At 65.3% G+C, this 22,825-nt stretch carries 24 protein-coding genes; 8 read left to right on the forward strand and 16 right to left on the reverse strand.

Translation table 11 applies throughout. The features are described from left to right. Window positions 1-18 precede the first annotated feature (18 nt). Window positions 19-1,116 carry a histidinol-phosphate transaminase gene (gene hisC / locus ACWAT4_RS36365; RefSeq protein ID WP_212297311.1) on the forward strand — a complete coding sequence of 366 codons (1,098 nt, stop codon included), beginning with the start codon at window positions 19-21 and terminating at the stop codon, window positions 1,114-1,116. Then, on the forward strand, window positions 1,113-2,054 hold the full coding sequence (locus tag ACWAT4_RS36370) for a prephenate/arogenate dehydrogenase family protein (protein ID WP_212297312.1): 942 nt from the start codon (window positions 1,113-1,115) through the stop codon (window positions 2,052-2,054). The genes hisC and ACWAT4_RS36370 overlap by 4 nt, the downstream gene beginning before the upstream one ends. On the opposite strand, the gene ACWAT4_RS36375 is transcribed toward ACWAT4_RS36370, so the two are convergent. From ACWAT4_RS36375 to ACWAT4_RS36390, 4 genes are all read right to left on the reverse strand, one after another. Beyond that, window positions 2,051-2,494, reverse strand: coding sequence for a hypothetical protein (locus ACWAT4_RS36375; protein ID WP_212297313.1), 444 nt, complete (start codon window positions 2,492-2,494; stop codon window positions 2,051-2,053). The two genes, ACWAT4_RS36370 and ACWAT4_RS36375, sit on opposite strands and share 4 nt — an antisense overlap. Before the next feature lie 77 nt (window positions 2,495-2,571). After that, a complete protein-coding gene (locus ACWAT4_RS36380) occupies window positions 2,572-4,143 on the reverse strand; it encodes a hypothetical protein (RefSeq protein ID WP_449729318.1) in 1,572 nt (523 codons plus the stop codon). 280 nt (window positions 4,144-4,423) lie between these two features. Beyond that, window positions 4,424-4,639, reverse strand: a complete 216-nt coding sequence (locus tag ACWAT4_RS36385) for a hypothetical protein (RefSeq protein ID WP_212445266.1) — start codon at window positions 4,637-4,639, stop codon at window positions 4,424-4,426. Between the two features lie 158 nt (window positions 4,640-4,797). Further along, entirely contained in the window at window positions 4,798-5,982 is a 1,185-nt protein-coding gene (locus ACWAT4_RS36390; RefSeq protein ID WP_449729319.1) for a DUF2125 domain-containing protein, read from the reverse strand. 110 nt (window positions 5,983-6,092) lie between these two features. Here ACWAT4_RS36390 and ACWAT4_RS36395 point away from each other — a divergent pair, with 110 nt between their 5' ends. Beyond that, complete coding sequence (locus ACWAT4_RS36395) at window positions 6,093-6,698, forward strand: gamma-glutamylcyclotransferase (protein WP_449729320.1); 606 nt, start codon at window positions 6,093-6,095, stop codon at window positions 6,696-6,698. Here ACWAT4_RS36395 and ACWAT4_RS36400 read toward each other — a convergent pair. The 4 genes from ACWAT4_RS36400 to ftsE all read right to left on the reverse strand — a co-directional run bounded on the left by ACWAT4_RS36400 (window position 6,695) and on the right by ftsE (window position 9,877). Further along, window positions 6,695-7,468: a lysophospholipid acyltransferase family protein gene (locus ACWAT4_RS36400; protein ID WP_212297318.1), complete on the reverse strand. Its 774-nt coding sequence runs from the start codon at window positions 7,466-7,468 to the stop codon at window positions 6,695-6,697. The genes ACWAT4_RS36395 and ACWAT4_RS36400 overlap by 4 nt on opposite strands. Window positions 7,469-7,479: 11 nt before the next feature. Continuing rightward, window positions 7,480-8,184, reverse strand: coding sequence for a YdcF family protein (locus tag ACWAT4_RS36405; protein ID WP_212297319.1), 705 nt, complete (start codon window positions 8,182-8,184; stop codon window positions 7,480-7,482). Between the two features lie 72 nt (window positions 8,185-8,256). Beyond that, window positions 8,257-9,225: a cell division protein FtsX gene (locus ACWAT4_RS36410; protein ID WP_212297320.1), complete on the reverse strand. Its 969-nt coding sequence runs from the start codon at window positions 9,223-9,225 to the stop codon at window positions 8,257-8,259. Beyond that, window positions 9,218-9,877, reverse strand: coding sequence for a cell division ATP-binding protein FtsE (ftsE, locus tag ACWAT4_RS36415; RefSeq protein WP_057746699.1), 660 nt, complete (start codon window positions 9,875-9,877; stop codon window positions 9,218-9,220). Before ftsE ends, ACWAT4_RS36410 begins: the two co-directional genes overlap by 8 nt. Before the next feature lie 194 nt (window positions 9,878-10,071). Here ftsE and ACWAT4_RS36420 point away from each other — a divergent pair, with 194 nt between their 5' ends. Both ACWAT4_RS36420 and ACWAT4_RS36425 read left to right on the forward strand, forming a co-directional pair. Further along, window positions 10,072-10,950, forward strand: coding sequence for an MJ0042-type zinc finger domain-containing protein (locus tag ACWAT4_RS36420; protein ID WP_212297321.1), 879 nt, complete (start codon window positions 10,072-10,074; stop codon window positions 10,948-10,950). 47 nt (window positions 10,951-10,997) lie between these two features. Further along, window positions 10,998-11,372, forward strand: coding sequence for a response regulator (locus ACWAT4_RS36425; RefSeq protein WP_128954176.1), 375 nt, complete (start codon window positions 10,998-11,000; stop codon window positions 11,370-11,372). 63 nt (window positions 11,373-11,435) lie between these two features. Here ACWAT4_RS36425 and ACWAT4_RS36430 read toward each other — a convergent pair whose 3' ends face one another. Then, complete coding sequence (locus tag ACWAT4_RS36430; protein WP_449729321.1) at window positions 11,436-14,045, reverse strand: TIGR02302 family protein; 2,610 nt, start codon at window positions 14,043-14,045, stop codon at window positions 11,436-11,438. Window positions 14,046-14,222: 177 nt separating this feature from the next. Between ACWAT4_RS36430 and ACWAT4_RS36435 the strand changes: the two genes are divergently transcribed. Next, the gene (locus tag ACWAT4_RS36435; RefSeq protein ID WP_014491654.1) at window positions 14,223-14,606 is read left to right on the forward strand and encodes a carboxymuconolactone decarboxylase family protein; all 384 of its coding nucleotides are present in this window, start codon (window positions 14,223-14,225) and stop codon (window positions 14,604-14,606) included. 140 nt (window positions 14,607-14,746) lie between these two features. After that, window positions 14,747-15,655 (forward strand): NAD(P)-dependent oxidoreductase, encoded by a 909-nt coding sequence (locus ACWAT4_RS36440; protein ID WP_449729322.1) that lies wholly within the window; start codon window positions 14,747-14,749, stop codon window positions 15,653-15,655. 80 nt (window positions 15,656-15,735) lie between these two features. Here the strand turns inward: ACWAT4_RS36440 and lysA are convergent, their stop codons facing one another. From lysA to argH, 3 genes are all read right to left on the reverse strand, one after another. Beyond that, a complete protein-coding gene (lysA, locus tag ACWAT4_RS36445) occupies window positions 15,736-17,001 on the reverse strand; it encodes a diaminopimelate decarboxylase (RefSeq protein ID WP_212297324.1) in 1,266 nt (421 codons plus the stop codon). Between the two features lie 24 nt (window positions 17,002-17,025). Beyond that, complete coding sequence (gene lptM, locus ACWAT4_RS36450; protein ID WP_212297325.1) at window positions 17,026-17,316, reverse strand: LPS translocon maturation chaperone LptM; 291 nt, start codon at window positions 17,314-17,316, stop codon at window positions 17,026-17,028. A 93-nt stretch (window positions 17,317-17,409) separates the two neighbouring features. After that, a complete protein-coding gene (argH, locus tag ACWAT4_RS36455) occupies window positions 17,410-18,807 on the reverse strand; it encodes an argininosuccinate lyase (RefSeq protein WP_212426122.1) in 1,398 nt (465 codons plus the stop codon). A 101-nt stretch (window positions 18,808-18,908) separates the two neighbouring features. On the opposite strand from argH, the gene tlpA reads away from it, so the two are divergent. Next, window positions 18,909-19,574, forward strand: a complete 666-nt coding sequence (gene tlpA, locus ACWAT4_RS36460; protein WP_212297327.1) for a thiol:disulfide interchange protein TlpA — start codon at window positions 18,909-18,911, stop codon at window positions 19,572-19,574. Window positions 19,575-19,580: 6 nt separating this feature from the next. Here the strand turns inward: tlpA and ACWAT4_RS36465 are convergent, their stop codons facing one another. The 4 genes from ACWAT4_RS36465 to ACWAT4_RS36480 form a co-directional block, all read right to left on the reverse strand. Beyond that, window positions 19,581-19,775, reverse strand: a complete 195-nt coding sequence (locus tag ACWAT4_RS36465) for a hypothetical protein (RefSeq protein WP_212297328.1) — start codon at window positions 19,773-19,775, stop codon at window positions 19,581-19,583. A 200-nt stretch (window positions 19,776-19,975) separates the two neighbouring features. Continuing rightward, the gene (locus ACWAT4_RS36470) at window positions 19,976-20,857 is read right to left on the reverse strand and encodes a 3-hydroxybutyryl-CoA dehydrogenase (protein ID WP_212297329.1); all 882 of its coding nucleotides are present in this window, start codon (window positions 20,855-20,857) and stop codon (window positions 19,976-19,978) included. 210 nt (window positions 20,858-21,067) lie between these two features. After that, window positions 21,068-22,012, reverse strand: a complete 945-nt coding sequence (locus ACWAT4_RS36475; RefSeq protein ID WP_212426121.1) for an electron transfer flavoprotein subunit alpha/FixB family protein — start codon at window positions 22,010-22,012, stop codon at window positions 21,068-21,070. Further along, window positions 22,012-22,761 carry an electron transfer flavoprotein subunit beta/FixA family protein gene (locus ACWAT4_RS36480; protein WP_018646529.1) on the reverse strand — a complete coding sequence of 250 codons (750 nt, stop codon included), beginning with the start codon at window positions 22,759-22,761 and terminating at the stop codon, window positions 22,012-22,014. The genes ACWAT4_RS36475 and ACWAT4_RS36480 overlap by 1 nt, the downstream gene beginning before the upstream one ends. Window positions 22,762-22,825 lie beyond the last annotated feature (64 nt).

The following is a 22,825-nucleotide window of genomic DNA, read 5'->3' on the forward strand; positions in this document are numbered from 1 at the left end:
GCCTATCCGGAGTTGAAGATGTCCCGCCCCGTGCCGAATCCCGGCATTCTCGATATTGCGCCCTACACGCCCGGCAAGAGCCCGGTCGCTGAGCCGGGCCGCAAGGTGTTCAAGCTCTCGGCCAACGAGACGCCGTTCGGACCCTCGCCCAAGGCAATCGAGGCCTTCAAGCACGTCGCGGAGCATCTGGAAGATTATCCTGAGGGAACCTCGCGCGTGCTGCGTGAGGCGATCGGCCGCTCCTTCGGGCTCGACCCCAACCGCATCATTTGCGGCGCTGGTTCGGACGAGATCCTCAACCTGCTCGCCCACACCTATCTCAGCCATGGCGACGAGGCGATCTCGACCACGCACGGCTTCCTGGTCTACCCGATCGCGACCATGGCGGTCGGCGCCAAGAACGTGGTTGCGGCGGAAAAGAACCTGACCTGCGACGTCGACGCGATCCTGAACGCGGTGACGCCGAAGACGAAGCTGGTCTGGCTCGCCAACCCCAACAACCCGACCGGTACCTATATCCCGTTCGACGAGATCAAGCGCCTGCGCGCCGGCCTGCCCTCGCATGTGCTGCTGGTGCTCGACGCCGCCTATAGCGACTATGTTTCCCGTAACGACTATGAGATGGGGATCGAGCTCGTCGCCACCACCGAGAATACGGTGGTGACGCACACCTTCTCCAAGATCCACGGCCTTGCGGCGCTGCGCGTCGGCTGGATGTTCGGGCCCGAGCACATCATCGACGCCGTCAACCGCATCCGCGGTCCCTTCAATGTGTCGACGCCGGCGATGTACGCCGCAGTCGCCGCGATCGAGGACACCGCGCACCAGGCGATGTCCAAGCAGTTCACCGAAACCTGGCGCAGCTGGCTCACCGAGGAGATCGGCAAGCTCGGGCTGAAGGTGACCCCCAGCGTCGCCAATTTCGTGCTGATCCATTTCCCGACCGACAAGGGCAAGACCGCGGACGACGCCGACGCCTTCCTCACCAAGCGCGGCCTCGTGCTGCGCGCGCTGAAGAATTACGGCCTGCCGCACTCGCTGCGCATGACCATCGGCACCGAGGAGGCCAATCGCCTCGTCGCCGAGGCCCTGCGCGACTTCATGGCCGACAAGTGAGCGTGGAGGCGCACTTCCAGCGAGTCGCGCTGATCGGCTTCGGCCTGATCGGCGGCTCGATCGCGCGCGCCGCGAAACGCCAGGGCCTGGCCGGCGAGATCGTCACCACCGCGCGCTCGGAAAAGACGCGCGCACGGGTGCTCGAGCTTGGCATTGTCGACCGGGTCGTGGCGACCAACGCAGAAGCGGTGAAGGATGCCGATCTCGTCATCCTCTGCATTCCCGTCGGCGCCTGCGGGCCGGTGGCGCAGGAGATCGCCGCACATCTGAAGCCCGGCGCCGTGATCTCCGACGTCGGCTCGGTCAAGGGCGCCGTGGTCAAGGACATGGCGCCGCACCTGCCGAAGACTGTTCATTTCGTGCCGGCGCATCCGGTTGCGGGCACCGAGCATTCGGGACCTGATTCCGGCTTCGCCGAGCTCTTCATCAACCGCTGGTGCATTTTGACGCCGCCGGAAGGCACCGACACCGCAGCCACCGCGCATTTGCGCGCCTTCTGGGCCGCAATGGGCGCCAAGGTCGAGGTGATGACCCCGGATCATCATGACCTCGTGCTCGCGATCACCAGCCATCTGCCGCATCTGATCGCCTACACCATCGTCGGCACCGCCGACGAGCTGGCGCAGGTGACCGAGTCGGAAGTCATCAAATTCTCCGCCGGCGGCTTCCGCGACTTCACCCGCATCGCGGCCTCCGATCCGACGATGTGGCGCGACGTCTTCCTCGCCAACAAGGACGCCGTGCTGGAAATGCTCGGCACCTTCACCGAGGATCTGGCAAAGCTCACCCGCGCCATCCGCCGCGGCGACGGCGAGGCATTGTTCGATCACTTCACCCGCACCCGCGCCATCCGCCGCGGCATCGTCGAGATCGGCCAGGATTCGGCGACCGCCGACTTCGGGCGCCAGCACGGGCAGCTCGACAAGAAGCCCGGCTAACAGCGGTCCTTCGCTCGCGCGATGCGGCGGCGGCCGGCGAGGCCGGCGCCGATCTGCAGGCATACGCCCAGCATCCAGGTGGCCCCGAACAGGAGATTGCCGGCGGGATCGGACGTCTCGTCGAGCACGAAAGCATAAAGCGCGAGCAGGCCCGCCCCGGCCGCGAGAAATGTGCCGGTCGCGCTGGCAAGGCCGATCACGGGCGATCGGTGGGCCGACCCGGCCTGAAGCTGCGGCCAGCGCGGGATATCGATCCCGAGATAAGCGCCGACCATTCCAAGCACGATCAGCACGACAGTGAATTCGACGGTGTCGAACCAGGGCAGCTCGACCCGCATCAGCAATGCGGCGACGAAGGTCGCACCCACCGCACCCGTCATCGCCAGGCCAAGCCGGGCGACGACGTGCGCGAGCCGAAGGATCAGAAGACCGTCGGACAATTGCCACTCACGATGGACTATTTGAGTTTAAGCATGATCTGATCGGAAAACCGCTGCACACTTTTCCGGATCATGCTCTAGAACGGATAGTACCGGATCTGCGTCATGACGATATTGTCGTCGGTCTTGGGCGCGCCGCCGACGCCGGCGAAGGCGAAGCGTTGCGTGTAGGAGTACTGCACGCCGGCTTTGAGCGTACCGTAATTGCCCTGGTAGACGGTGTCGTAGATTCCGGCCGTGACCTGCCGGACTTCCCTGGTGTTTCCGTTACACGTCGCCGCCGGCGTGTTCTCGGTGAAGCAGCCGGTGTTGTTGTAGAGCGGATTGCCGTAGCCGAACGGCGTGGTCCCGACGTTGGCGAAATTGGCCTTGGCCTTTTCCAGACCAGCATAGCTGTAGACGTCCAGGGTCGGCGTTGCGTGCCAGATCAGGCCGGCCGCGGCCGCCGTGATCGTCAGCGGCAGCACCGTGCCGTCCTGCGCCAGCGCGGCATCAGGGAACGGCGTCGCCGTGAAGCGGCCGAGCACGCCGTGCGCGCCGTAGAGCTGCAGGTCGAGGGTCTTCGGAATCAGCTCGGCAAACACGTGGCCGCCGAAGCTGCCGGTGTCGTAGGTGTGGTTGGCACCATTGAAGCGGTCGAACAGCTGACGATAGAGCGCCCAGGTTTCGACATGCAGCTTGTAGGGCCCGAGTCGCGGATCCCACGCCGCCTTGACGGTGACGTCAGGCACCTGGTTCAAGCTGACATTGTTGAGGTTGTTGAAGAAGCTGCCGCCCGGTCCGGTCAGATTGACCTGGAGGTTCGAGTTGAGCACGCCCTGCGGGCCGACCGCGGGCGTACCGACCGTCGGCGTATTGCCGCCGAAGAAAGCGGTCTGCGGATTTTCGACCGACGCAGCGATCTTGAACTCGGGCCCGAGATCCTTCCAGACGCGCAGACCCGGCTGGCGTGCCGCCAAAAGTCCCGGAACGGATTCGAAGTCGATCACACCCGGCGCGTCGATACCACGAGGGTCGATGCCCGACTTGGTCGGCGCATTCAGCGACCAGGATTGGCCGGCAAGGAAGTGCAGGCCGAGATCGGTTCGATCGACCTCGAGGCTGAGCTGTCGCATGCGCGGATTGAAGGAGTTGGTCGCGACCGAGCTTGCCGTCTGCGCCGCGCCCTCGAAGTCGATTTCGCCGTAACCGGCGAGATGCGTATCGGGATCGGCGTTACCTTCGGCGAGCACCGAGAACCTGCTCTGGCGCGCGGAGAAACGCGTCTCCGGAAAATAGAAATTGTGGCTCTGCTGATAGGGAATGAAATTGTAGACCGAGCCGGTGTCGGAAGCGATGTTGCGCGAACGGTAGATGCCGGTGAGGTCGACCCACCCTCCGAATGTCAGCGTGACGCCCTTGTAGCAGATCTTTCCGGCTGCGCAGGGATCGACGGGCAGCGCCTTGTACGTCGCCGGCATCGGCACGGCTCGCGACTGCGCCGCCTCGACCTGACGCGTCTTACGCGCCTCCGAATCCACCTTCTGCTGGAGCTCCTTCAGCTTCGCCTTCAGCGCCTGGATTTCGGTTGTGACATTGTCGTCGGCACGCGCCTGTCCCGAACAGGCAGCGAGCACTCCCAGCATCAGTCCGTAGTTGATGATCCGCACGTAGGCCTCCCTCCACTTGGGAAGCAGCTGCTGTTGGTTGCGCCCCCGGCGCGTGCATGCTTCCCTGGTGTGGAGTGATTTGAATGGGCCAGCTGTTATTCTCGGCGAGGCGCATCTTCTGCATCACGTTTTCCTGACGATCATGTTCGGAATATTTTCATCGCTCGACCGATCCGCACGCGCGCGATTCCGCTCGCATCGGATGTAGCGCGCATTGGGCCCGACCGGGTCATGGCCGGGCCCAACTCCGCGACGCGCTACGTCTCAAGGGGGATGGCGGCTATTTGCCCTTGGTCGCGCGGATCACCGTGGGGCGCGGTGATTTTGCAGAAGGCACGTAAGCCATCGTGTCGCGCGTGGCCGGGGTCGCGAGACTGCGGTCGCCATGCGGATATGGGGCTTCGTAGGCAGCCGGCTCCTGCGACTGCCACTGCGCGAACGCAGGCGTCGCAACGGCGACCGCGACGGCAGCAACGAACAGCTTGGATATGGTCATGGTATCTCTCCTGCCCGGCCAGCCCGCCTCATCGAGCAGCCGACATGGAGAGAGAGCGGGATTTGCGGCTCCGCATTCCCGATGGACAATCACGATCCAGCGAAGAGATCGTGAGGTGCCGGTAGCCCGGATGGCTCCATCCGGGCGGCGAGAGACAGCTAATATAGCGGCGGAATCTGGCCGACCTTGAACGGGCCGAGCAGCACGGCGCCGTCGACGAATTTCAGCGGGAAGCTGCGGGCCTTCTTGCCCTCGAGCGTGCTCTCGGTGCCGATCGAATTGATGCCGGCGGCAACGCCGGCATTGGCGTTCTGCTTGATGACCTTGCCGAGGCCGGGAACGGCGCGGTCGAGAGCACCAAAGAGATTGTTGAGGTCCTGCGATTTCACGCCAGGCGCGACGCGATCGAGCGTTGCCTGCGGAACGCCCTCCTCCAGCATCTTCTCGATGCCGAGTGCCGGAATGACGCGCTCGAGGCCGGCCACCGTCATCTGCAATTCGCCGTCCAGTCGGCCATTGACCGAGAGGCCCAGCGTGCCGGCCGCGACCGCGATCATCTCGCCCTGCTGGATCCGCGACTGCACGATCTCGATGTGACCGCCGGCGGTCTGGATCTCGCGGAAGCGCTGCGGCCAGGGTTTTGGGGTGAGGTCGGAGAGCCCTGTGATCTTCGCGCGCGTGTCGGCTTCGAACGGCTCGGCGAGCAGCGGGTGCACGCCCTGGATGCTGCCCTGCGCGATCTGAAGCACGGTCTCAATGATCGGATGATCGGACGGGGATCCGTCCGCGAGACGCCCGTGCAGCTCGATCTGCTTGGCGCGCGCGAGCGGCACCTGCACCGAACCATCGAGCCTGTTGAGGCTGGGATCGTCGAACACGAGGGAGGCGCGTTCCGGGATTGCCGGCAAGCCGACCACGCTGCTTCGGCCCTTGCTCCAGTTCACCACGAAGGTGTTTTGCGTGACGCCGTCGGTCAGTGTCGCCGGCGCGGAAAACTCGGCGATGACGTGCTTGGGATCGTAGACCTGAGCCAGAACCAGAATGTTGTCGAGCTTCGCCGTAAACGGGGTCTTGCTTGCATTCTGCGAGACCAGGGCGACGCTGGCGCCGGAGCACTGGACCTCGAAGCGGAACGGGAAGCCCGCGATCGACCGCTTGGCGCAATCATAGATGCGGCCGGACTTGGCCTCCTGCGCGCGCCAGGCATCGGCTGCGACCTCGGCCTGCGAGGCCGCATAGAACCAGAAGCCGCTCCAGGCGACCGCAAGGATCAGGAGAAGGACGGGAGCAATGAAGAGCCCCCAACGGGAGCGCCGGCCTGCGGCAATGGTCATATCGGACATGCGGCGACCCTTTGACCCCAGATTTTGTCAAATGTAAGCGAGGCCGGCCTCGGGCGAAAGGCGGAGAATTCGCTTCGTTTGCGCACCCAGTTCTGGTAGCCGTGCCCGAAATGTCGGAAATCACCCTCCCCTCCGTCACGTCAGCCAAGGGCGACCTTTGGGTGTTCGGCTATGGCTCGCTGATGTGGCGGCCGGGCTTCGCATTCGAGGAACGCGTTCCGGCGCGGCTGGTCGGCGAGCACCGCGCGCTCTGCGTTTATTCCTTCGTGCATCGCGGCACGCCGGAGCAGCCTGGCCTCGTGCTGGGGCTCGACCGCGGCGGCGCCTGCCGCGGCATCGCCTTCCGCGTTGCCGAAAAGGACCGCACCGAGGTGGTCGCCTATTTGCGGGAGCGCGAGCAGGTGACATCGGTCTATCGCGAGGTGATGCGCTCGGTTTGGCTGGAGAACGAAGCCCGCGAGCGCGTCTCGGCGCTCGCCTATGTCGTCGACCGCGGTCACGTGCAATATGCCGGGCGGCTGTCGCTCGCTGAGCAGCACCGCCATGTGCTGCAGGGTCACGGCCAATCCGGGGCCAATCGCGACTATGTGACGGCGACTGTGAAGGCGATCGAGGCCGAAGGCTTTCGCGACACACAGCTGCATCAGCTCGCGATGATGCTGCATGGTGATGCGCAGCACGCACCACCTCCCGTGGACGATCAAGAGAACCGTTAGCTCTCTGACGGCGCGTAGCTCGGCGCGCTGCCGATCAGTTGCTCCTGCTCCTTGCGGCCCGCTTCAACGATGCGAGCGGTCGCGTCTTCGATCGCCGTCTGCACGCGCGCGAGAAACTCATCCTTGGGCAGGCCCGGCGGCAGCGGATCGAGAAACTCCACCACCAGCGTGCCGGGATAGCGCATGAAAGTCCGCCGCGGCCAGAACAGGCCGGAATTGAGCGCAATCGGCAGGCACTGCACGCCGCAGGACGAATAGATCTGCGCAAAGCCGGTCTTGTAGTCCGGCGGCGCTCCCGGCGCACGGCGCGTACCTTCCGGAAAGATCACGAGCTGTCCGCCGCCGCGCACCGCCTCGCGCGCGCGCCGGGTCATGTCCAGCAGCGCCTTCACGCCGGCGTTGCGGTCGATCGCGATCATCCCGGTCTTGACCAGGAACTGGCCGAACACCGGGATCTGCATGAGCTGACGCTTGAGGATGAAGATCGGGCGGTTGAAGAAGCCCGGCAGCACGAAGGTCTCCCAGAACGACTGGTGCTTCGCGACGATCACCAGCGGTCCCTGCGGGATCTTCTCTACCCCGCGGAATTCCACCCTGATGTTGCAGACCACACGCATCAGGAACACCGTCGCCTTCGCCCACCATTCGGCAACCGTCAGCATCGCGCGCGGCGGCAAGGCGAAGGTCGGCAGCGCTACGATCGCGAGGCACACCAGCACGGTGTAGAACAGCACGTTGAACAGCAGCGAGCGCAGAAAAATCAGGAACATCGAAAATCCGATCAATTGGCCTGCGCGGTGGCTGGCCGCTTGGATTGCAGACCCGCAGGCTGCTCCGACATCTCGGGGGAAAGGTCAATCCCGAAATCCTCCAGCCGGACCCTGAGCTCGGCGGCAACGTACTTGACGTATTCGGACAACAGCAGCCGCAGCGTCGAGGCCGAGGTCCACCACGGCTCCTCGCGCCATTTGTCACCGACCACGGCGAACGGGATCAGTGCCGTCGCCGGCATCGCATGGGAGAATTCCACCAGCGCACGTGGCATGTGATAATTCGAGGTCACCACGATCAGCGATTTGAAGCCGCGCCCCTCGGCCCAGCGCCGCGCCTCCGCCGCGTTGCCGCGGGTCGTGAGCGCTGTGCGGTCGAGATCGACGCAGCAGGTCATGAAGGACTGGTTCTCCGGCAGGGTCCGGGAGATGTCGCTCGCGGTCGAGGTCGGGTGCACACCCGAGATCAGGAGCCGCTTGCCGTAGCCGGCCGCGAGCAGCTCCATCGCATCCGACACCCGCGAGGAACCGCCGGTCAGCACCACGATGCCGTCGGCCTTGCGGTCCGGCGCGATCTCGCCGCCGCGCAATTGCGACAGGAACGCGATGAAGCCCGCCGCTGCGCCGACAAAGGCGAACGCGATCGTCGACACGACGGTCGCGCGGAGCCAGCCGCGCGGCAGTTTCGGCGATCGATCGTCGGTCGGCGAGGTCATATGATGTCGGTGATCCCTTCCCCGGATTATTTTAGGACGTTTTGAGGCGAAGTGGAGTCCGGTTTATCGGGCTCAGTCCACATCGTTCAGCGTCGCGAACAGGGTCTGGCGCGAGGCGACCGCCGTGATCGCGCCGATCAGGACGGCCTGCACCGCGAGCACGACATAGCCGGACGGCCGCAGCGAGAAGGTGCCGAGCAGGGCTGCGAACTGGTCGCCGACCGGGGTGCCGGAGAACCATCCGGCGATCGACTCGGAGAAGCCAAACAGCAGCATGGCGACACCGCCACCGATGACGCCGCCTTCGAGGCCGAGCCTGAGGAAGTGCCGCAGGAAATGATTGGCAATGTAGCGGTCGCCGGCGCCGACGAAATGCAGGACCTCGACGATCGGACGGTTCGCCGCCATCGCGCCGCGCGTCGCAAACGAGACCGAGATGATGGTCGCGACGATGACCAGCGCGAGGATGCCGATGCCGGCAAGCACGGTCGCATTGGTCATCGAACGCATCCGTTCGATCCAGGCGCGATGATCGTCGACGCTGGCGCTCGGCGCCACCTGGGTCACGCGGGCGCGCAAGGCTCCGAGATCCAGCACCGTTCCCGGCTGCACGCGCGCGATGATCATGCGCGGCACCGGCAGATCGTCCATCGACAGACCGGTGCCGAGCCAGGGCTCGAGCAGCTTGCCGCTCTCGTCCTTGGTGAACGGCTTGACCTCGACGATGCCGGCCTGCGCGCGCATCGCCTCGGTGACGGCGGCGGTGTCGCGCTCGATATCGCGTCCGGATTGCGGGCGGACCTGGATGGTGATCTCGCTCGCGACATCCGACTGCCATTCTGCGGCGGAGGCGCTCACCAGCAGCACCGCGCCCGTCGTCATCGAGGCGAGAAAAGTCATGATGGCGACGACGGCGACCAGCGCGCGACCGTGGATCGAGGCGCGCGGCACGATCGGCGACATGTTGCGCGCCTTGGCCGGCAGCTGCGGACGCTCCTGTCCGAGATCGACCAATACGCCGCGCTCGTCGGTCCTACTCATAGACGTGCAACCGTCCCTGATGCAGCACGAAGCGGCGCGCTTCGTACTGGTCCATCAACGCGATGTCGTGGGTCGCGATGATGACGGCCGTGCCTGATTTGTTGAGCTCGATGAAGAGCCGCAGCAACCTTCGCCCCAGCGTCGGGTCGACGCTGCCGGTCGGCTCGTCGGCGAGCAGCAGCTGCGGTCGTGAGATCACCGCGCGCGCGATCGCCGCGCGCTGCTTCTCGCCGCCGGACAGGATCGGCGGCAGCGCATCCATGCGATCGCCGAGACCGACCCAGCGCAGGAGGTCGATGACCTCCTTGCGGTAGCTCGATTCGCTGCGGCCCATGACGCGGAACGGCAGCGCCACGTTCTCGTAAGTCGTCATGTGGTCGAGCAGGCGGAAATCCTGGAGCACGATGCCGATGCGCTTGCGCAAGTCGGCAATCTCGTCCTTGCCGAGCGTGGAAATGTCGTGGCCGAACAGATTGACGAGGCCGCGCGTCGGCCGGTGCGACAGGAACAACAGGCGCAGCAGCGACGTCTTGCCGGCGCCGGACGGGCCGGTGAGGAACTGGAAGGAATGCGCCGGGATCTGGAAACTGAGGTCGCGCAGGATCTCCGGCCCCAGACCGTAGCGTAATCCGACATTTTCGAACCGAACCAAGCTCAGCTCCGTTCGAGAGGTGACGCCGCGCGGCCAGCGAGGTTTCGCCGCGCGCGATCAAGGGGTTGTGCGACCGTTATGGTTTCCGGTTCGTTAACGGTCGCCCTGTAGCATCCCCGGCAGCATCCTTAGAAGTCGCTTCTTGGGAGTCCCTTGGCGCCAGGTTGCGCGCGAGGTCATCGTCGAGGCCGTCCATGCATATCGTCTGCCCGCATTGTACGACATCTTACGCCATCAAGCCTGCAAGCCTTGGGGCCAATGGGCGGACGGTCCGCTGCTCCCGCTGCAAGGAGACCTGGGTGGCGCATCCCGAGGATGCCACCGAGGAGGCCGTGATGCCGGCCATGGCCGCGGCCCGCCAGGCCGACGACCAGTCGGACCTTGCCGAGCAGTGGAACTCCTACGCCAAAGACGACGATGCCGCCGAGGCCCCCGTGGTCGAAAGCCCCTCGATCGCCAGTGACTGGCCGACCGAGGATGCTGTCGAGCCAGAGGACGAATGGTCGGCCGCGGCCCGGGTCGCCGAGGAGGAAGTCGTCGGCGTGCAGCACCAATCCTGGTTCCGTGGCTTGTTCAGCCGCCGCGGGGCCAAGGTCAGCCGGCCCGCCCCGGCCGTGGTCCGGCGGAAATCCCATTTTGGCCTGCCGATGGCCTGCGCCGCCATGGGCGCGCTGGTGCTGGCGCTGGTGATCTGGCGCGGCGACATGGTTCGCCTGCTGCCGCAGACGGCGGCCTTCTACAAGATGGTCGGCCTCGAGGTGAACCTGCGCGGGCTCGCCTTCAAGGACGTCAAGCTCTCGTCCGAAACCGTGGACGGTAAGCAGGTGCTGGTGATCGAGGGTGTGATCGTCGGCCAGGGCAAGAAGCCGCTGGATATCCCGCGCTTGCGCTTTGCCGTGCGCGACGCGCAAGGTGCAGAGATCTACGCTTGGAATTCGGTGCTGGAGCAGACCGTGCTGCAGCCCGGTGAGCGCGCCTTCTTCCGCTCGCGCCTGGCCTCGCCGCCGCCGGAAGGCCGCAATATCGACGTTCGCTTCTTCAACCGGCGCGACATTGCCGGCGGCAGCGTATAATCAGGCCCGCAAGGTCTGCACGGGAGGTTGGTCCCAAGGTTGGTGTCATGCCGAAAGTACTGATCGCCGATGACGAGGATTCGATGCGCCAATTGGTGGCGCGTGCCATCGCCATGGACGGCCACGAGACCGTCACCGCGCAGGACGGCGCCGAGGCGCTCGAAATCCTGACGCGCGAGGACGGCGCGTTCGACCTGTTGCTCACCGACATCCAGATGCCCGTCATGGACGGCATCGCGCTGGCGCTTTCCGCCGCGCGCGATTTTCCCGACCTGACTATTCTGCTGATGACCGGCTTTGCCGATCAGCGCGAGCGCGCCTCGAATTTGAACGCGCTGGTGCACGACGTCGTAACAAAACCGTTCTCGGTCGCCGATATCCGCACGGCCGTGGCGGATGCGCTTGCGGCGAAGAAGGGGTAGCGGCTCCGCACACTCGGTGTCGTCCTGGCGCAGGCCGGGACGACACTGGGAGAGAGCCGGGCCTCAAAAATCCTTCAGCAGCCGCTCGATATAATCGAGCTCGATCTGCGGGCGCGAGGGGTCGCCGAGGCGGCGGCGGAGTTCTTCGAGGATGCGGCGGACGCGCTGCACGTCGATCTCGCCGGGGATCTTGACCGTGTAATCGTCATCGATACTGCCGCGACGAAGAGGCCGGCCGAGCGGGTCGGTCTGGTTGCCGCCGCTCTGCTGGCGGCCGGCGCGATTGCCGGGGCCGTCACCCTGGCCGTCGCCATCGCCCTGCTGCATCGCCTCGGCCATCTTCTGCGCGCCCTTGCGCATGGCATCCAGCGCCTTGCCTTGCGAGTCCACCGCACCGTCGGCGTTGCCGTCGCCAAGCTTCGAGCCCGCATCACCCATGGCGCTGTCGGCGGAATCGAGCCCGCCATCATCGTCGCCCTGGTCGGCGTCCTGATCGCCATCCTGCCCCTGGTCGCCTTGCTGACCCTGCTGGCCCTTCTGTCCCTGCTGGCCTTTCTGCCCCTTCGGCGAGAGACCGCGCTTGGCCATCTCGTCCTGGAGCTTCTTCAAGCGGTCGCGCAGCGCCTGCTGGTCCTGCTGAAGATCCGACATCGACTGGTCGCCCGGCTGCTGCTTGCCGCGCATGCGATCGCGCCGGGAATCCTGGCCCTGCTTGTAGGTCTTGTCGCGCAATTGCTGCTGCTTGCGGATCATGTCGCCGAGCTCGTTCAGCGCCTGCTCCATGTCGCTCTCGCCGGACTGTCCCGGCTGCGCCATCTGAAGGCCCTCCAGCATCTGCTGGAGCTGATCGAGCAGCTGCTTGGCCGCTTCCTTGTCGCCGGAGCGCGACAGGCGCTCCATACGGTCGATCATGTTCTGAAGGTCCTGCTGGCGCAGGAACTTGGTGTTGGGATCGAGGGGACGCGCGAGCTGCTGAGCATCCTTGTTGTTGCGGAACTGCTCGGCGAGCTGGCGCATGAAATTGTCGAGCGCCGCCCGCAGATCCTGCGTGAGCTTCTTGATCTCCTCGTCGCTGGCGCCGCGTTCCAGCGCCTGCTTCAGTGCATCCTGCGCCGCGCGCAACGCCTTCTCGACGTCGGAGATGTTGCCGTCCTCGATCGTCACCGCGAGCGCCCACAGGCTTGCCACGACCTCACGCAACGCATCGTCGGTGCGCGCCGCCTCGAGCTGGCGCGCGACGTTGTAGAGGCCGAGATACTGCCCTGCCTCCTGCGTGAACAGCTCGGGCGCAATCATCAGCGCATCGAGCGCGGTGTAGACGTCGGAATTCTTATTGGCGTCGAGCGCGAGGATGCGGCGCTGCTCGATCAGCGCACGCGCAAGCGGCTTGGTGAACAGCCGCTCGGGCAGGCGCATATTGAAAGGTTCGCTTCCGGCCTCGTTGCCGGCTTCGTCCTTGGCGGTGAGGGTCAGCGTGACATCGGCACCGGCATAGGGATCCTCGCTGAGATCCTTCACCGTCTGGCCGACGCCGTTACGGGTGCGCGCATTGGGCAACACCAGCGGAAACTGCGGCGGCTGGAACAGCGGCCGCGCCGCGGTCTTGCCGTCGCCGTCCTTACCCGCATCGGCGGAACGCGTGGCGACCTGCGCCTCGGCGCCGGTGACGCCGTAATCGTCCTCGATCTTGTAGACGAGCTGGAGCGCACCGCGCGCCTGGCGCTCCGGATCCTTGGCGAGCGCGATCGTCGGCGGACGGTCCGGCGTCGCAGCGAAGGCCCATTGCGGCTGGCCCGAGGGCGCGCGGACATGCGCGGTGCCGTCGCCGGTAATGGTGAAATGCTTCTCGTTGGTGCCCTTGGGCGTGGCCTCAGCCGGCGCGACTTCCTTGAGGCCGCCGGACACGACGACATCCAGGCTGCCACCGGAGGAGCGCACGATCAGCGTCGACCCGGCGGGAACGCCGAGCGGTCCGGAGGCCGGAAGCGCTGCGGCCTCCTTGTTCGCGGCCGACAGGATCACGGGCGGCTTGCCGGTGTAGAGCGGCGGCGTGACCCAGGCGTCGACGCGGATATTGGTGGGCGTCAGCACGCCGTTCCAGTCGAACGCCGCGCCGAGCCGCATCGCGCGCTCGTCGCCGGCGGCGAAGAAGGTCGCAACCAGCATCACCATGACCAGCGCACGCAGCGCCCAGGGGTCGTGGAGAGCGAGGCGCGGGTGCGGCAAGCCGGCGCGGATGCGCTTGAGCGAGGCCAACGTGCGCTCGCGCTGCGCCTGCCAGAGCGCCTGCGCGATCGGATCCTGCGAACTCAGCGTGTCCGTCAGCGTCGTCGCTGGCCGGTGGCGGATGCCCGAGCCGCGATCGAGCCGGGCGAGCGCCTCCTCGCGGCGCGGCCAGCGAAAGCGAATCAGGGGGAACAGGGCGCCAGCGGCAAGCCCTGCGAAAACGACGAGGCCAATGGCACGCGCAACAAAGGGCAGCGCAAGCCAGAGACCGGCCCAGGACACCGCCAGAAACAGGCCGACAACGGTAAGAACGCGCGCCAGAGCGGGCCAGGCACGCTCCCACGCGATGGCATAGGTGGACCGCTCGAGGGCCTGCGCCAGCTTCAACCGCGACAGAGCGTCGCCATCGCGGATCGGGTCTGACGGGTCGGGGGTGACGCCGTTCAATCAACTCTCCAGGTTGCCCGGTAGAGAAGCGTACCACAACGGCAGCACTGAGGCATCCGTTCCCGTACGGGAGATACCCCTTTTCCCGCATAACACGAGGACGTGACTGGCCCAGCTCAACCCCGTAATTTCCGCGCCGCCATCCCAAGGAAACGCCAGGGAAATAGAGGAAACGTCATGGACAAGAAGATGCACGACAAGGGCCTGGAGGTCCGCAAAGCGGTACTGGGTGAGGCCTATGTCAACAACGCGCTGAAGAACGTCGACGATTTCAACCGTCCGTTCCAGGAGATGCTCAATGAATATTGCTGGGGCACGGTGTGGGGCCGCGAGGAGCTGCCGCGCAAGACCCGCAGCATGCTCAACATCGCGATGATCGCGATCCTCAACCGCCAGCACGAGTTTCGCGCCCATCTGAAGGGCGCGCTCACCAACGGCGTCAGCCGCGACGAGATCCGCGAGATCCTGATGCAGGTCGCGATCTATGGCGGCATGCCCGCCGCGGTCGACAGTTTCCGCATCGCGCGCGAGGTGTTCGCGGAGATCGACGGGAAGGCGTGAGGGCGCCAGCATTGGAATGAGGGTGAGGAAGTGAGGGACGCCACGTCCCTCCTCATCGTCGTCCTGGCTTTCGCCAGGACGACAACGAGAGAGGGCGCGCGCGGTTCGACAACAACGAAGACAAGAAACAAGGAAACACCATGGACATCGGATTCATCGGCCTCGGAAACATGGGTTTCCCGGTGGCGCGGCGGCTGATCGAGGCCGGCCACAAGCTCGTCGTGTTCGACACCCGCAAGGAGGTCGTCGACAGGCTGGTCGCGCGGGGCGCGAGCGCTGCGACGTCGCCGAAGGACGTTGCCGACAAGGTCGAGACCGTGATGGCGAGCCTGCCGTCGCTGCAGGCCTCGCTCGACGTCGCGACGGGCGCAAACGGCGTGATCGAGGGAAGCCGTGCAAAACGCTTCATCGACCTCTCCACCGTCGGCTCGGCGATGGCTTCGAGGATTCACGGCCTGCTGGCGAAACGCAACATCGTGCAGATCGACTGCCCCGTCTCCGGCGGCGTCGGCGGCGCCGAGAAGGGCACGCTGGCGGTGATGGTGTCAGGGCCGAAGGCGGAATTCGAGCTGCTGAAGGGCGCGCTCGACGTGATCGGAAAGGTGTTCTTCATCGGCGAGAAGCCCGGCGCTGCGCAGACCATGAAGCTCGCCAACAATTTCCTCTCGGCCACCGCCATCGTGGCGACATCGGAAGCGGTGGTGATGGGCGTGAAGGCCGGGCTCGATCCCGCCGTGATGATCGACGTCATCAATTCAGGCTCCGGCATGAACACCGCGAGCCGCGACAAGTTTCCGCGCTCGGTGCTGCCGCGGACGTTCGACTTCGGCTTCGCCACCGGATTGATGGTGAAGGACGTGCGCCTGGCGCTGGAGGAGATGAAGCAGCTCGGCCTGTCGATGGAGGTCGCGGATGCGGTCGGGCGGCTGTGGGAGACCGTGATAGCTGCGGAAGGCGCCGAGTCCGATTTCACCGCGGCGATCAAGCCGATCGAGAAGAAGGCGGGTGTCATCGTGGGCGGAGCGAAGGGCGGTTTGGCGGGGAAGTAGCACTACATGCTCTGCCGTCGTCTCGGCGAAGGCCGGGACGACAGCGAGGATGAGGCGCGGTTGTACCGCTCCTCAACGGCTCACAGCCACGGCGCTGGCGTATCCATTGCGATGAGCTGCTCGACCTCGATGCGCGGGCGCACCACCGCGTATTGATCGCCCTTCACCAGCACCTCCGGCACCAGCGGCCGCGTGTTGTAGGTGCCGGCCTGCACGGCGCCATAGGCACCTGACGTCATGACGGCGATGAGATCACCCGGCTTCGGCGTCGGCAGCGCACGGTCCAATGCGAGGTAGTCGCCGGTCTCGCAGACCGGGCCGACGACATCGGCCATGATCATGGCCGCGCCCTTGGCCGGTTGCATCACCGGCAGGATGTCGTGATGCGCCTCATACAGCGTCGGGCGAATGAGGTCGTTCATGGCGGCGTCGATGATGACAAAGTTCTTGCCGTCGCCGTGCTTCACGTAGATCACCTTGGCGACGAGGATGCCGGCATTGCCGACGATCATGCGGCCAGGCTCGAACATCAGCGTGCAGCCGAGATTGTGGCTAACGCGCTTGACCATGGCGGCATAGGCATCCGGCGCCGGCGGCGCCTCGCGATCCATGTAATAGGGAATGCCGAGCCCGCCGCCGAAATCGACATGCGAAATGTTGTGGCCGTCGGAGCGCAGGGTCTGCACGAAATCGGAGAGGATGCGGAACGCCGTCTCCATCTTGGAGAGATCGGTGATCTGGCTGCCGATATGCACGTCGGTGCCGGTGACCTCGATCCCCGGCAGCTTCGCCGCGCGGGCGTAAACTTCGCGGGCGTGAACGATCGGGATGCCGAACTTGTTCTCGGACTTGCCGGTCGAAATCTTGGCGTGCGTACCGGCGTCGACGTCCGGATTGACGCGGATGGAGATACGCGCGGTCTTGCCCATCTCGGTCGCAAGGCGCGACAGCAGCTCGAGCTCGGGCTCGGATTCGACGTTGAGACAGAGAATGTCGGCGGCGAGCGCGGCGCGCAGCTCGGTCTCGGTCTTGCCCACGCCGGAGAACACGATCTTGCTGCTGGGGATGCCGGCCGCGAGCGCGCGCTTCAGTTCACCACCGGAAACGACGTCAGCCCCGGCCCCCAGCTTCGCCAGCGTGCGCAGCACCGACTGGTTGGAGTTCGCCTTCATGGCGTAACAGACCAGCACCTTCTCGCCGGCAAAGGCATCGGCGAAGACGCGATAGTGCCGCTCCAGCGTTGCGGTCGAATAGCAATAGAACGGCGTGCCGACGGTTGCGGCCAGCTCGGACAGGTTCACCGCCTCGGCGTGCAGCACGCCGTTGCGATAGTCGAAATGGTTCATGGCGTTGGCTCAGTTGCCCCAGCCTTAGCGGCTGGGCTTTTCGTCCAGGAGCGGGTCGAGAATAAACGGTTTTTTTCTGCCCTTGGTCGCCGCCGGCGCGGCTTCCGCGCCGTAGGTCGGATTGAACACGCTCGGCGCCTTCTGGGCTTCGGTCTCGGTGTCGGTCGGTGCGGCGATGTTGGCCGTGGACGCGCCGGAGGCCGTCGGCGGCAGGTCGAGCGGCCCCTTGCGGCCGCAGCCGGCGAGCGCAAGCGCGCTCACGCTCAAGACAATGATGGCCCACCCCGACCCGGCCGGGCGAAACTTTGACGTCACGACGAAATCCCCACTACGCGGGGCGCACCATACAGAGATTGGCGCGCTCTGGCGAGAGCCGGATGACCATGAAACATAAGCGAAATTTTGCCTTCAGCCCAATTTTCGCTCTTTTTCCAGCCGCTTCGCCCAGGCCTTGGCCTGCGACGTCACGTTCTTCGGCGCGGTGCCGCCGAAGCTGGTGCGGCTCTTCACCGACGATTCGACCGAGAGCACGCCGAGCACATCCTTGGTGATCTTGGGCTCGATCGCCTGCATCTCCTTTAGCGGCAGCTCGTGCAGCGCCACGCCGCCCTCGGCCGCCTTGGCGACGATGCGGCCTGTGACGTGGTGGGCCTCGCGGAAAGGCATCTTCAGCGTCCGCACCAGCCAGTCGGCGAGATCGGTCGCGGTGGCATAGCCCTCGCCGGCGGCGGCCTTCATCTTGGCCTCGTCGGGCACGAGGTCGCGGACCATGCCGGTCATGGCGCGGATCGCCAGCGACAGCGCGGCAAAGCCCTCCATGGCGCCCTGCTTGTCCTCCTGCATGTCCTTTTGATAGGCGAGCGGCAGACCCTTCATCACGATCAGGAGACCGTTGAGCGCACCGATCACGCGGCCAGTCTTGGCGCGCACGAGCTCAGCGGCGTCCGGATTGCGCTTCTGTGGCATGATCGAGGAGCCCGTGGTGAACTTGTCGCTGAGGCGGATGAGGCCGACCAGCGGCGAGGTCCAGATCACGATCTCCTCGGCAAAACGCGACATGTGCACGGCACAGATCGAGGCGGCCGACAGCGTCTCCAGCACGAAGTCACGGTCGGAGACTGCGTCCAGCGAATTCGCCATCGGACGATCGAAGGCCAGCGCCTTCGCGGTGGCGTGGCGGTCGATCGGGAACGAGGTGCCGGCGAGCGCGGCCGCGCCGAGCGGGGATTCATTGAGCCGCTTGCGCGCATCCTGGAAACGGCCGCGATCGCGCGCGGCCATCTCGACATAGGCAAGCAGATGGTGGCCGAAGGTCACGGGCTGCGCGGTCTGCAGATGCGTGAAGCCGGGCATCACTGTCCCGGCGTGCTCCAGCGCGCGTTCCACCAGCGCCCGCTGGAACGCGGCGAGTGCCATGTCGGTCTCGTCGACGATGTCGCGGACATAGAGACGGAAGTCGGTCGCGACCTGGTCGTTGCGCGAGCGCGCGGTGTGCAGGCGGCCGGCGGCGGGACCAATCAGCTCCGACAGGCGGCTCTCGACATTCATGTGGATGTCCTCGAGCGCGCGCTTGAACTCGAAGCCGCCCTTGCCGATCTCTGACAAAATCGTGTCTAGACCCTTGCCGATATTTTTCGCATCAGAGGCCGTGATGATGCCGTTCGCGGCAAGCATCGCGGCGTGGGCCTTGGACGCGGCAATGTCCTGGGCAAAGAGGTGACGATCGACGTCGATGGAGACGTTGATCTCTTCCATGATCTCATCGGGACGTTCCGAGAACCGGCCGCCCCACATCTTGTTGCTCATGATCCCCTGCTCACGCCTTGCTTTGCCGCATGTTTGCTGGCGAAGGCCAGCCGTATTAAGAGGCCCCTGATAGCCATATCTGCGACCGGATGACAAACGATATGCTCGACCAGAAGCCTTCCGCCACGCGCCGGATCCCCATCGTCATCGCCACCGTGGTGATCGGCGGGCTGGCCGGGTTCGCTGCGCTCTACGGGCTGGGCCTGAGCCGGGGCCCATCAGGCGATCCGGCCTGCCGGGCGGCGGTGGCCACGGCCCAGAAGATCGCCCCGCTCGCCCACGGCGAGGTCGCGGCGCTGACCATGGCAAGCGCGCCCCTGAAGCTGCCGGATTTGGCCTTCGAGGACGCCGACGGCAAGCCGAGGAAGCTGTCGGATTTCCGGGGCAAGACGGTGCTGGTCAACCTCTGGGCCACCTGGTGCGTGCCGTGTCGAAAAGAGATGCCGGCGCTGGACCAGCTCCAGACCAAGCTGTCGGGCCCGAATTTCGAGGTGGTGGCGATCAATATCGACACCCGCGACCCCGAGAAGCCGAAGAGCTTCCTGAAAGACGCCAATCTAACCAGGCTCGGCTATTTCACCGACCAGAAAGCCAAGGTTTTCCAGGACCTTAAGGCAATAGGCCGGGCGCTGGGCATGCCGACCTCGGTGCTGGTCGACCCGCAGGGCTGCGAGATCGCGACGATCGCGGGGCCGGCGGAATGGGCAAGCGACGACGCGCTCAAGCTGCTCCGCGCCGCGCTGGGACCGGCCGCGGCGTCCCTTTAAGGGAGTTCAGGCGGTGACGTTGAGGTTGCCGCCGACGCCTGGGCCGACATTGGCAAGGGAGGGCTGGCCGGCGCCCATCAGGGTCAGGACGGTGGATTTCTCCATGTCCATGTTCTGCTTCGTCAAGGTCGCCGCGATATTCGACTGCAGCGCGCCCTGCTGAGAGGCCAGCATGGTGCTGACCATCGCCATCATGTCCATACGCAAACCCTCTTACCGGCGGCAGCCTAGGGCGGATGAGTTAACGCGACATGAATTGTCACATGGTCGCCCCACGCGCCGAGGCGCCATAGGGCGGGCAAAGGGAAGGCGTGACCACCAAACCCATTGCATGATTTGAGACATGGTGGGCACGGCGCTTTGCGCCTTTGCCCCCCTACTACGACTGCGACCCTGCCGCCTTATCGCGTCGGAACCGGCTTGGCGCCGCGATAGTCGTAGAAGCCGCGCTGGGTCTTGCGGCCGAGCCAGCCGGCCTCGACGTATTTCACCAGCAGCGGGCACGGCCGGTACTTGGAGTCGGCCAGGCCCTCATGCAGCACCTGCATGATCGACAGACAGGTATCGAGGCCGATGAAATCGGCAAGCTCGAGCGGGCCCATCGGATGGTGTGCGCCGAGCTTCATCGCCGCGTCGATCGCCTCGACGTTGCCGACGCCTTCATACAGCGTGTAGATCGCCTCGTTGATCATCGGCAGCAGGATGCGATTGACGATGAACGCCGGGAAGTCCTCGGAGACCGCGACCTGCTTGCCGAGCTTGGCGACGAATTCCTTGGACGCCTCGAAGGTCGAATCGTCGGTGGCGATGCCGCGGATCAGCTCCACCAGCTCCATCAGCGGCACCGGATTCATGAAGTGAATGCCGATGAAACGCTCGGGCCGGTCGGTGGCGGCGGCAAGGCGGGTGATCGAGATCGAGGACGTATCGGAGGCGACGATCGCCTCCGGCTTCAGCACCGCGCAGAGCTCGTGGAAGATCTTGCGCTTGACCTCTTCCTTCTCGACCGCGGTCTCGATCACGAGATCGCAGTCGGCGAGGTCGTCGAGCTTCTCGGCGAGCTTGATGCGCGCGAGCGCCTTGGCCTTGTCGTCCTCGGTCACGCCCTTTTTGGAGACCTGGCGCGCCAGATTGCCGTTGATGGTCGCCATGCCCGACTTGAGGCGGTCGGCTGAGATGTCGTTGAGCACCACGTCGAAGCCGGCCAGGGCCGCCACATGCGCAATGCCATTGCCCATCTGACCCGCGCCGATCACGCCGACCTTCTTGATTACTGCCGCCATAATGTCATCCACCGGAACGGCGCGCATATCGCGCCCTGCCTAATCCCCTGAGCCGGGAGAGCCGATTTAATCAGAACCTCGATTAGATCAGAATCCTGGCTCGAAACCTAGATTGGATCGCTTCGAAGCCGTGCCCCACGCCAAAGAAAACGCCTCAGAAATGAAACACCGGCCGGAGCTTATACCTCCGGCCGGTGTTTTTAGCGCGTTTTACTTGCCGAGCTTGCCGAGTTCGGCGGTCAAATCCGGAACCGCCTGGTAGAGGTCGGCGACCAGGCCGTAATCGGCAACCTGGAAGATCGGCGCGTCCTCATCCTTGTTGATCGCGACGATCACCTTGGAGTCCTTCATGCCGGCCAGATGCTGGATCGCGCCGGAAATGCCCACCGCGACATAGAGCTCGGGGGCCACGACCTTGCCGGTCTGGCCGACCTGCCAGTCGTTCGGCGCATAGCCGGCGTCGACCGCCGCGCGCGAGGCACCGACGCCGGCGCCGAGCTTGTCGGCGAGCGGCTCGATATACTTGGCAAAGTTCTCGCGGCTCTGCATGGCACGGCCACCGGAAACGATGATCTTGGCCGAGGTCAGCTCGGGACGGTCGCTCTTGGCGACTTCCTCGCCGACGAAGGTCGACAGGCCCGGATCGGCCGCCGCCGCAACGTTCTCGACCGGCGCGCTGCCGCCCTCGCCTGCTGCGGCGAAGGTGGAGGTACGGACGGTGATGACCTTCTTGGCGTCCTTCGACTTCACCGTCTGGATGGCGTTGCCGGCGTAGATCGGACGCTCATAGGTGTCGGGGGCGACGACCTTGATGATCTCGGAGACCTGCATCACGTCGAGCAGAGCGGCGACGCGCGGCATCACGTTCTTGAAGCGCGAGGTCGCAGGCGCGACGATCGCGTCATAGGACGGGGCCAGCGAGACGATCAGCGCGGCCAGCGGCTCGGCGAGATCGTGCGCATAGGTCTCGCCATCGGCGAGCAGCACCTTCTTCACGCCGGCAAGCTTGGCCGCGGCGTCCGCAGCGGCTTTGGCGTTCTGGCCCGCCACCAGCACCTCGACGTCGGCGCCGAGCGCTGCGGCCGCGGTCAGGGCCTTGTTGGTTGCATCCTTCAACGACGCATTGTCGTGTTCGGCAATCAGAAGCGTCGTCATCAGAGCACCCCGGCTTCGTTCTTGAGTTTGGACACCAGCTCGGCGACGTCCTTGACCTTGACGCCCGCCTTGCGGCCTGCCGGTTCAGTCGTCTTGAGAACTTCGAGGCGCGCAGCGACGTCGACGCCGTAATCAGCGACGGTCTTCTCCGCGATCGGCTTCTTCTTGGCCTTCATGATGTTGGGCAGCGAGGCGTAGCGCGGCTCGTTGAGACGCAGGTCGGTGGTGACGATCGCCGGTCCCTTGAGCTTCACGGTCTGCAGGCCGCCGTCGACTTCGCGAGTCACCTTGAAGTCAGAACCTTCGACTTCGAGCTTCGAGGCAAAGGTCGCCTGCGACCAGCCCAGCAGCGCAGCCAGCATCTGGCCGGTCTGATTGCTGTCGTCATCGATCGCCTGCTTGCCGAGAATGATCAGGCCCGGCTGCTCTTCGTCCGCAACCTTCTTCAGGATCTTGGCGACCGCGAGCGGCTCGACGGTGCCCTCGGCCTTCACCAGGATGCCGCGATCGGCGCCCATGGCAAGACCCGTGCGAATCGTCTCCGACGCCTGCGCCGGTCCAATGGAGACCACCACGACTTCGGTCGCCTTGCCGGCTTCCTTCAGACGCAGCGCTTCCTCGACCGCGATTTCGTCGAACGGGTTCATCGACATCTTGACGTTGGCGAGTTCAACGCCCGATCCATCGCCCTTGACGCGGACCTTGACGTTGTAATCGACCACCCGCTTTACCGGCACTAAGACCTTCATCGATCCTCTTTCACTCAATTTGGGAGGGGGGTTATTCAACTGGCGCGGAACCTAAAGGCCTGAT

Source organism: Bradyrhizobium sp. T-1 (genome assembly GCF_053592855.1).

Bases quoted from the DNA above. Each gene is read 5' to 3' on its own strand.
- tlpA (WP_212297327.1), top strand. From the start codon at position 18,909: ATGCTCGACCAGAAGCCTTCCGCCACGCGCCGGATCCCCATCGTCATC.
- ACWAT4_RS36410 (WP_212297320.1), bottom strand. From the start codon at position 9,225: ATGAGTAGGACCGACGAGCGCGGCGTATTGGTCGATCTCGGACAGGAG.
- ACWAT4_RS36480 (WP_018646529.1), bottom strand. From the start codon at position 22,761: ATGAAGGTCTTAGTGCCGGTAAAGCGGGTGGTCGATTACAACGTCAAG.
- ACWAT4_RS36465 (WP_212297328.1), bottom strand. From the start codon at position 19,775: ATGGACATGATGGCGATGGTCAGCACCATGCTGGCCTCTCAGCAGGGC.
- ACWAT4_RS36385 (WP_212445266.1), bottom strand. From the start codon at position 4,639: ATGACCATATCCAAGCTGTTCGTTGCTGCCGTCGCGGTCGCCGTTGCG.
- lysA (WP_212297324.1), bottom strand. From the start codon at position 17,001: ATGAACCATTTCGACTATCGCAACGGCGTGCTGCACGCCGAGGCGGTG.
- hisC (WP_212297311.1), top strand. From the start codon at position 19: ATGTCCCGCCCCGTGCCGAATCCCGGCATTCTCGATATTGCGCCCTAC.
- ACWAT4_RS36420 (WP_212297321.1), top strand. From the start codon at position 10,072: ATGCATATCGTCTGCCCGCATTGTACGACATCTTACGCCATCAAGCCT.
- ACWAT4_RS36425 (WP_128954176.1), top strand. From the start codon at position 10,998: ATGCCGAAAGTACTGATCGCCGATGACGAGGATTCGATGCGCCAATTG.
- ACWAT4_RS36470 (WP_212297329.1), bottom strand. From the start codon at position 20,857: ATGGCGGCAGTAATCAAGAAGGTCGGCGTGATCGGCGCGGGTCAGATG.
- ACWAT4_RS36440 (WP_449729322.1), top strand. From the start codon at position 14,747: ATGGACATCGGATTCATCGGCCTCGGAAACATGGGTTTCCCGGTGGCG.
- argH (WP_212426122.1), bottom strand. From the start codon at position 18,807: ATGAGCAACAAGATGTGGGGCGGCCGGTTCTCGGAACGTCCCGATGAG.
- ACWAT4_RS36390 (WP_449729319.1), bottom strand. From the start codon at position 5,982: ATGTCCGATATGACCATTGCCGCAGGCCGGCGCTCCCGTTGGGGGCTC.
- ACWAT4_RS36435 (WP_014491654.1), top strand. From the start codon at position 14,223: ATGGACAAGAAGATGCACGACAAGGGCCTGGAGGTCCGCAAAGCGGTA.
- ACWAT4_RS36395 (WP_449729320.1), top strand. From the start codon at position 6,093: ATGTCGGAAATCACCCTCCCCTCCGTCACGTCAGCCAAGGGCGACCTT.
- ACWAT4_RS36405 (WP_212297319.1), bottom strand. From the start codon at position 8,184: ATGACCTCGCCGACCGACGATCGATCGCCGAAACTGCCGCGCGGCTGG.
- ACWAT4_RS36475 (WP_212426121.1), bottom strand. From the start codon at position 22,012: ATGACGACGCTTCTGATTGCCGAACACGACAATGCGTCGTTGAAGGAT.
- ACWAT4_RS36400 (WP_212297318.1), bottom strand. From the start codon at position 7,468: ATGTTCCTGATTTTTCTGCGCTCGCTGCTGTTCAACGTGCTGTTCTAC.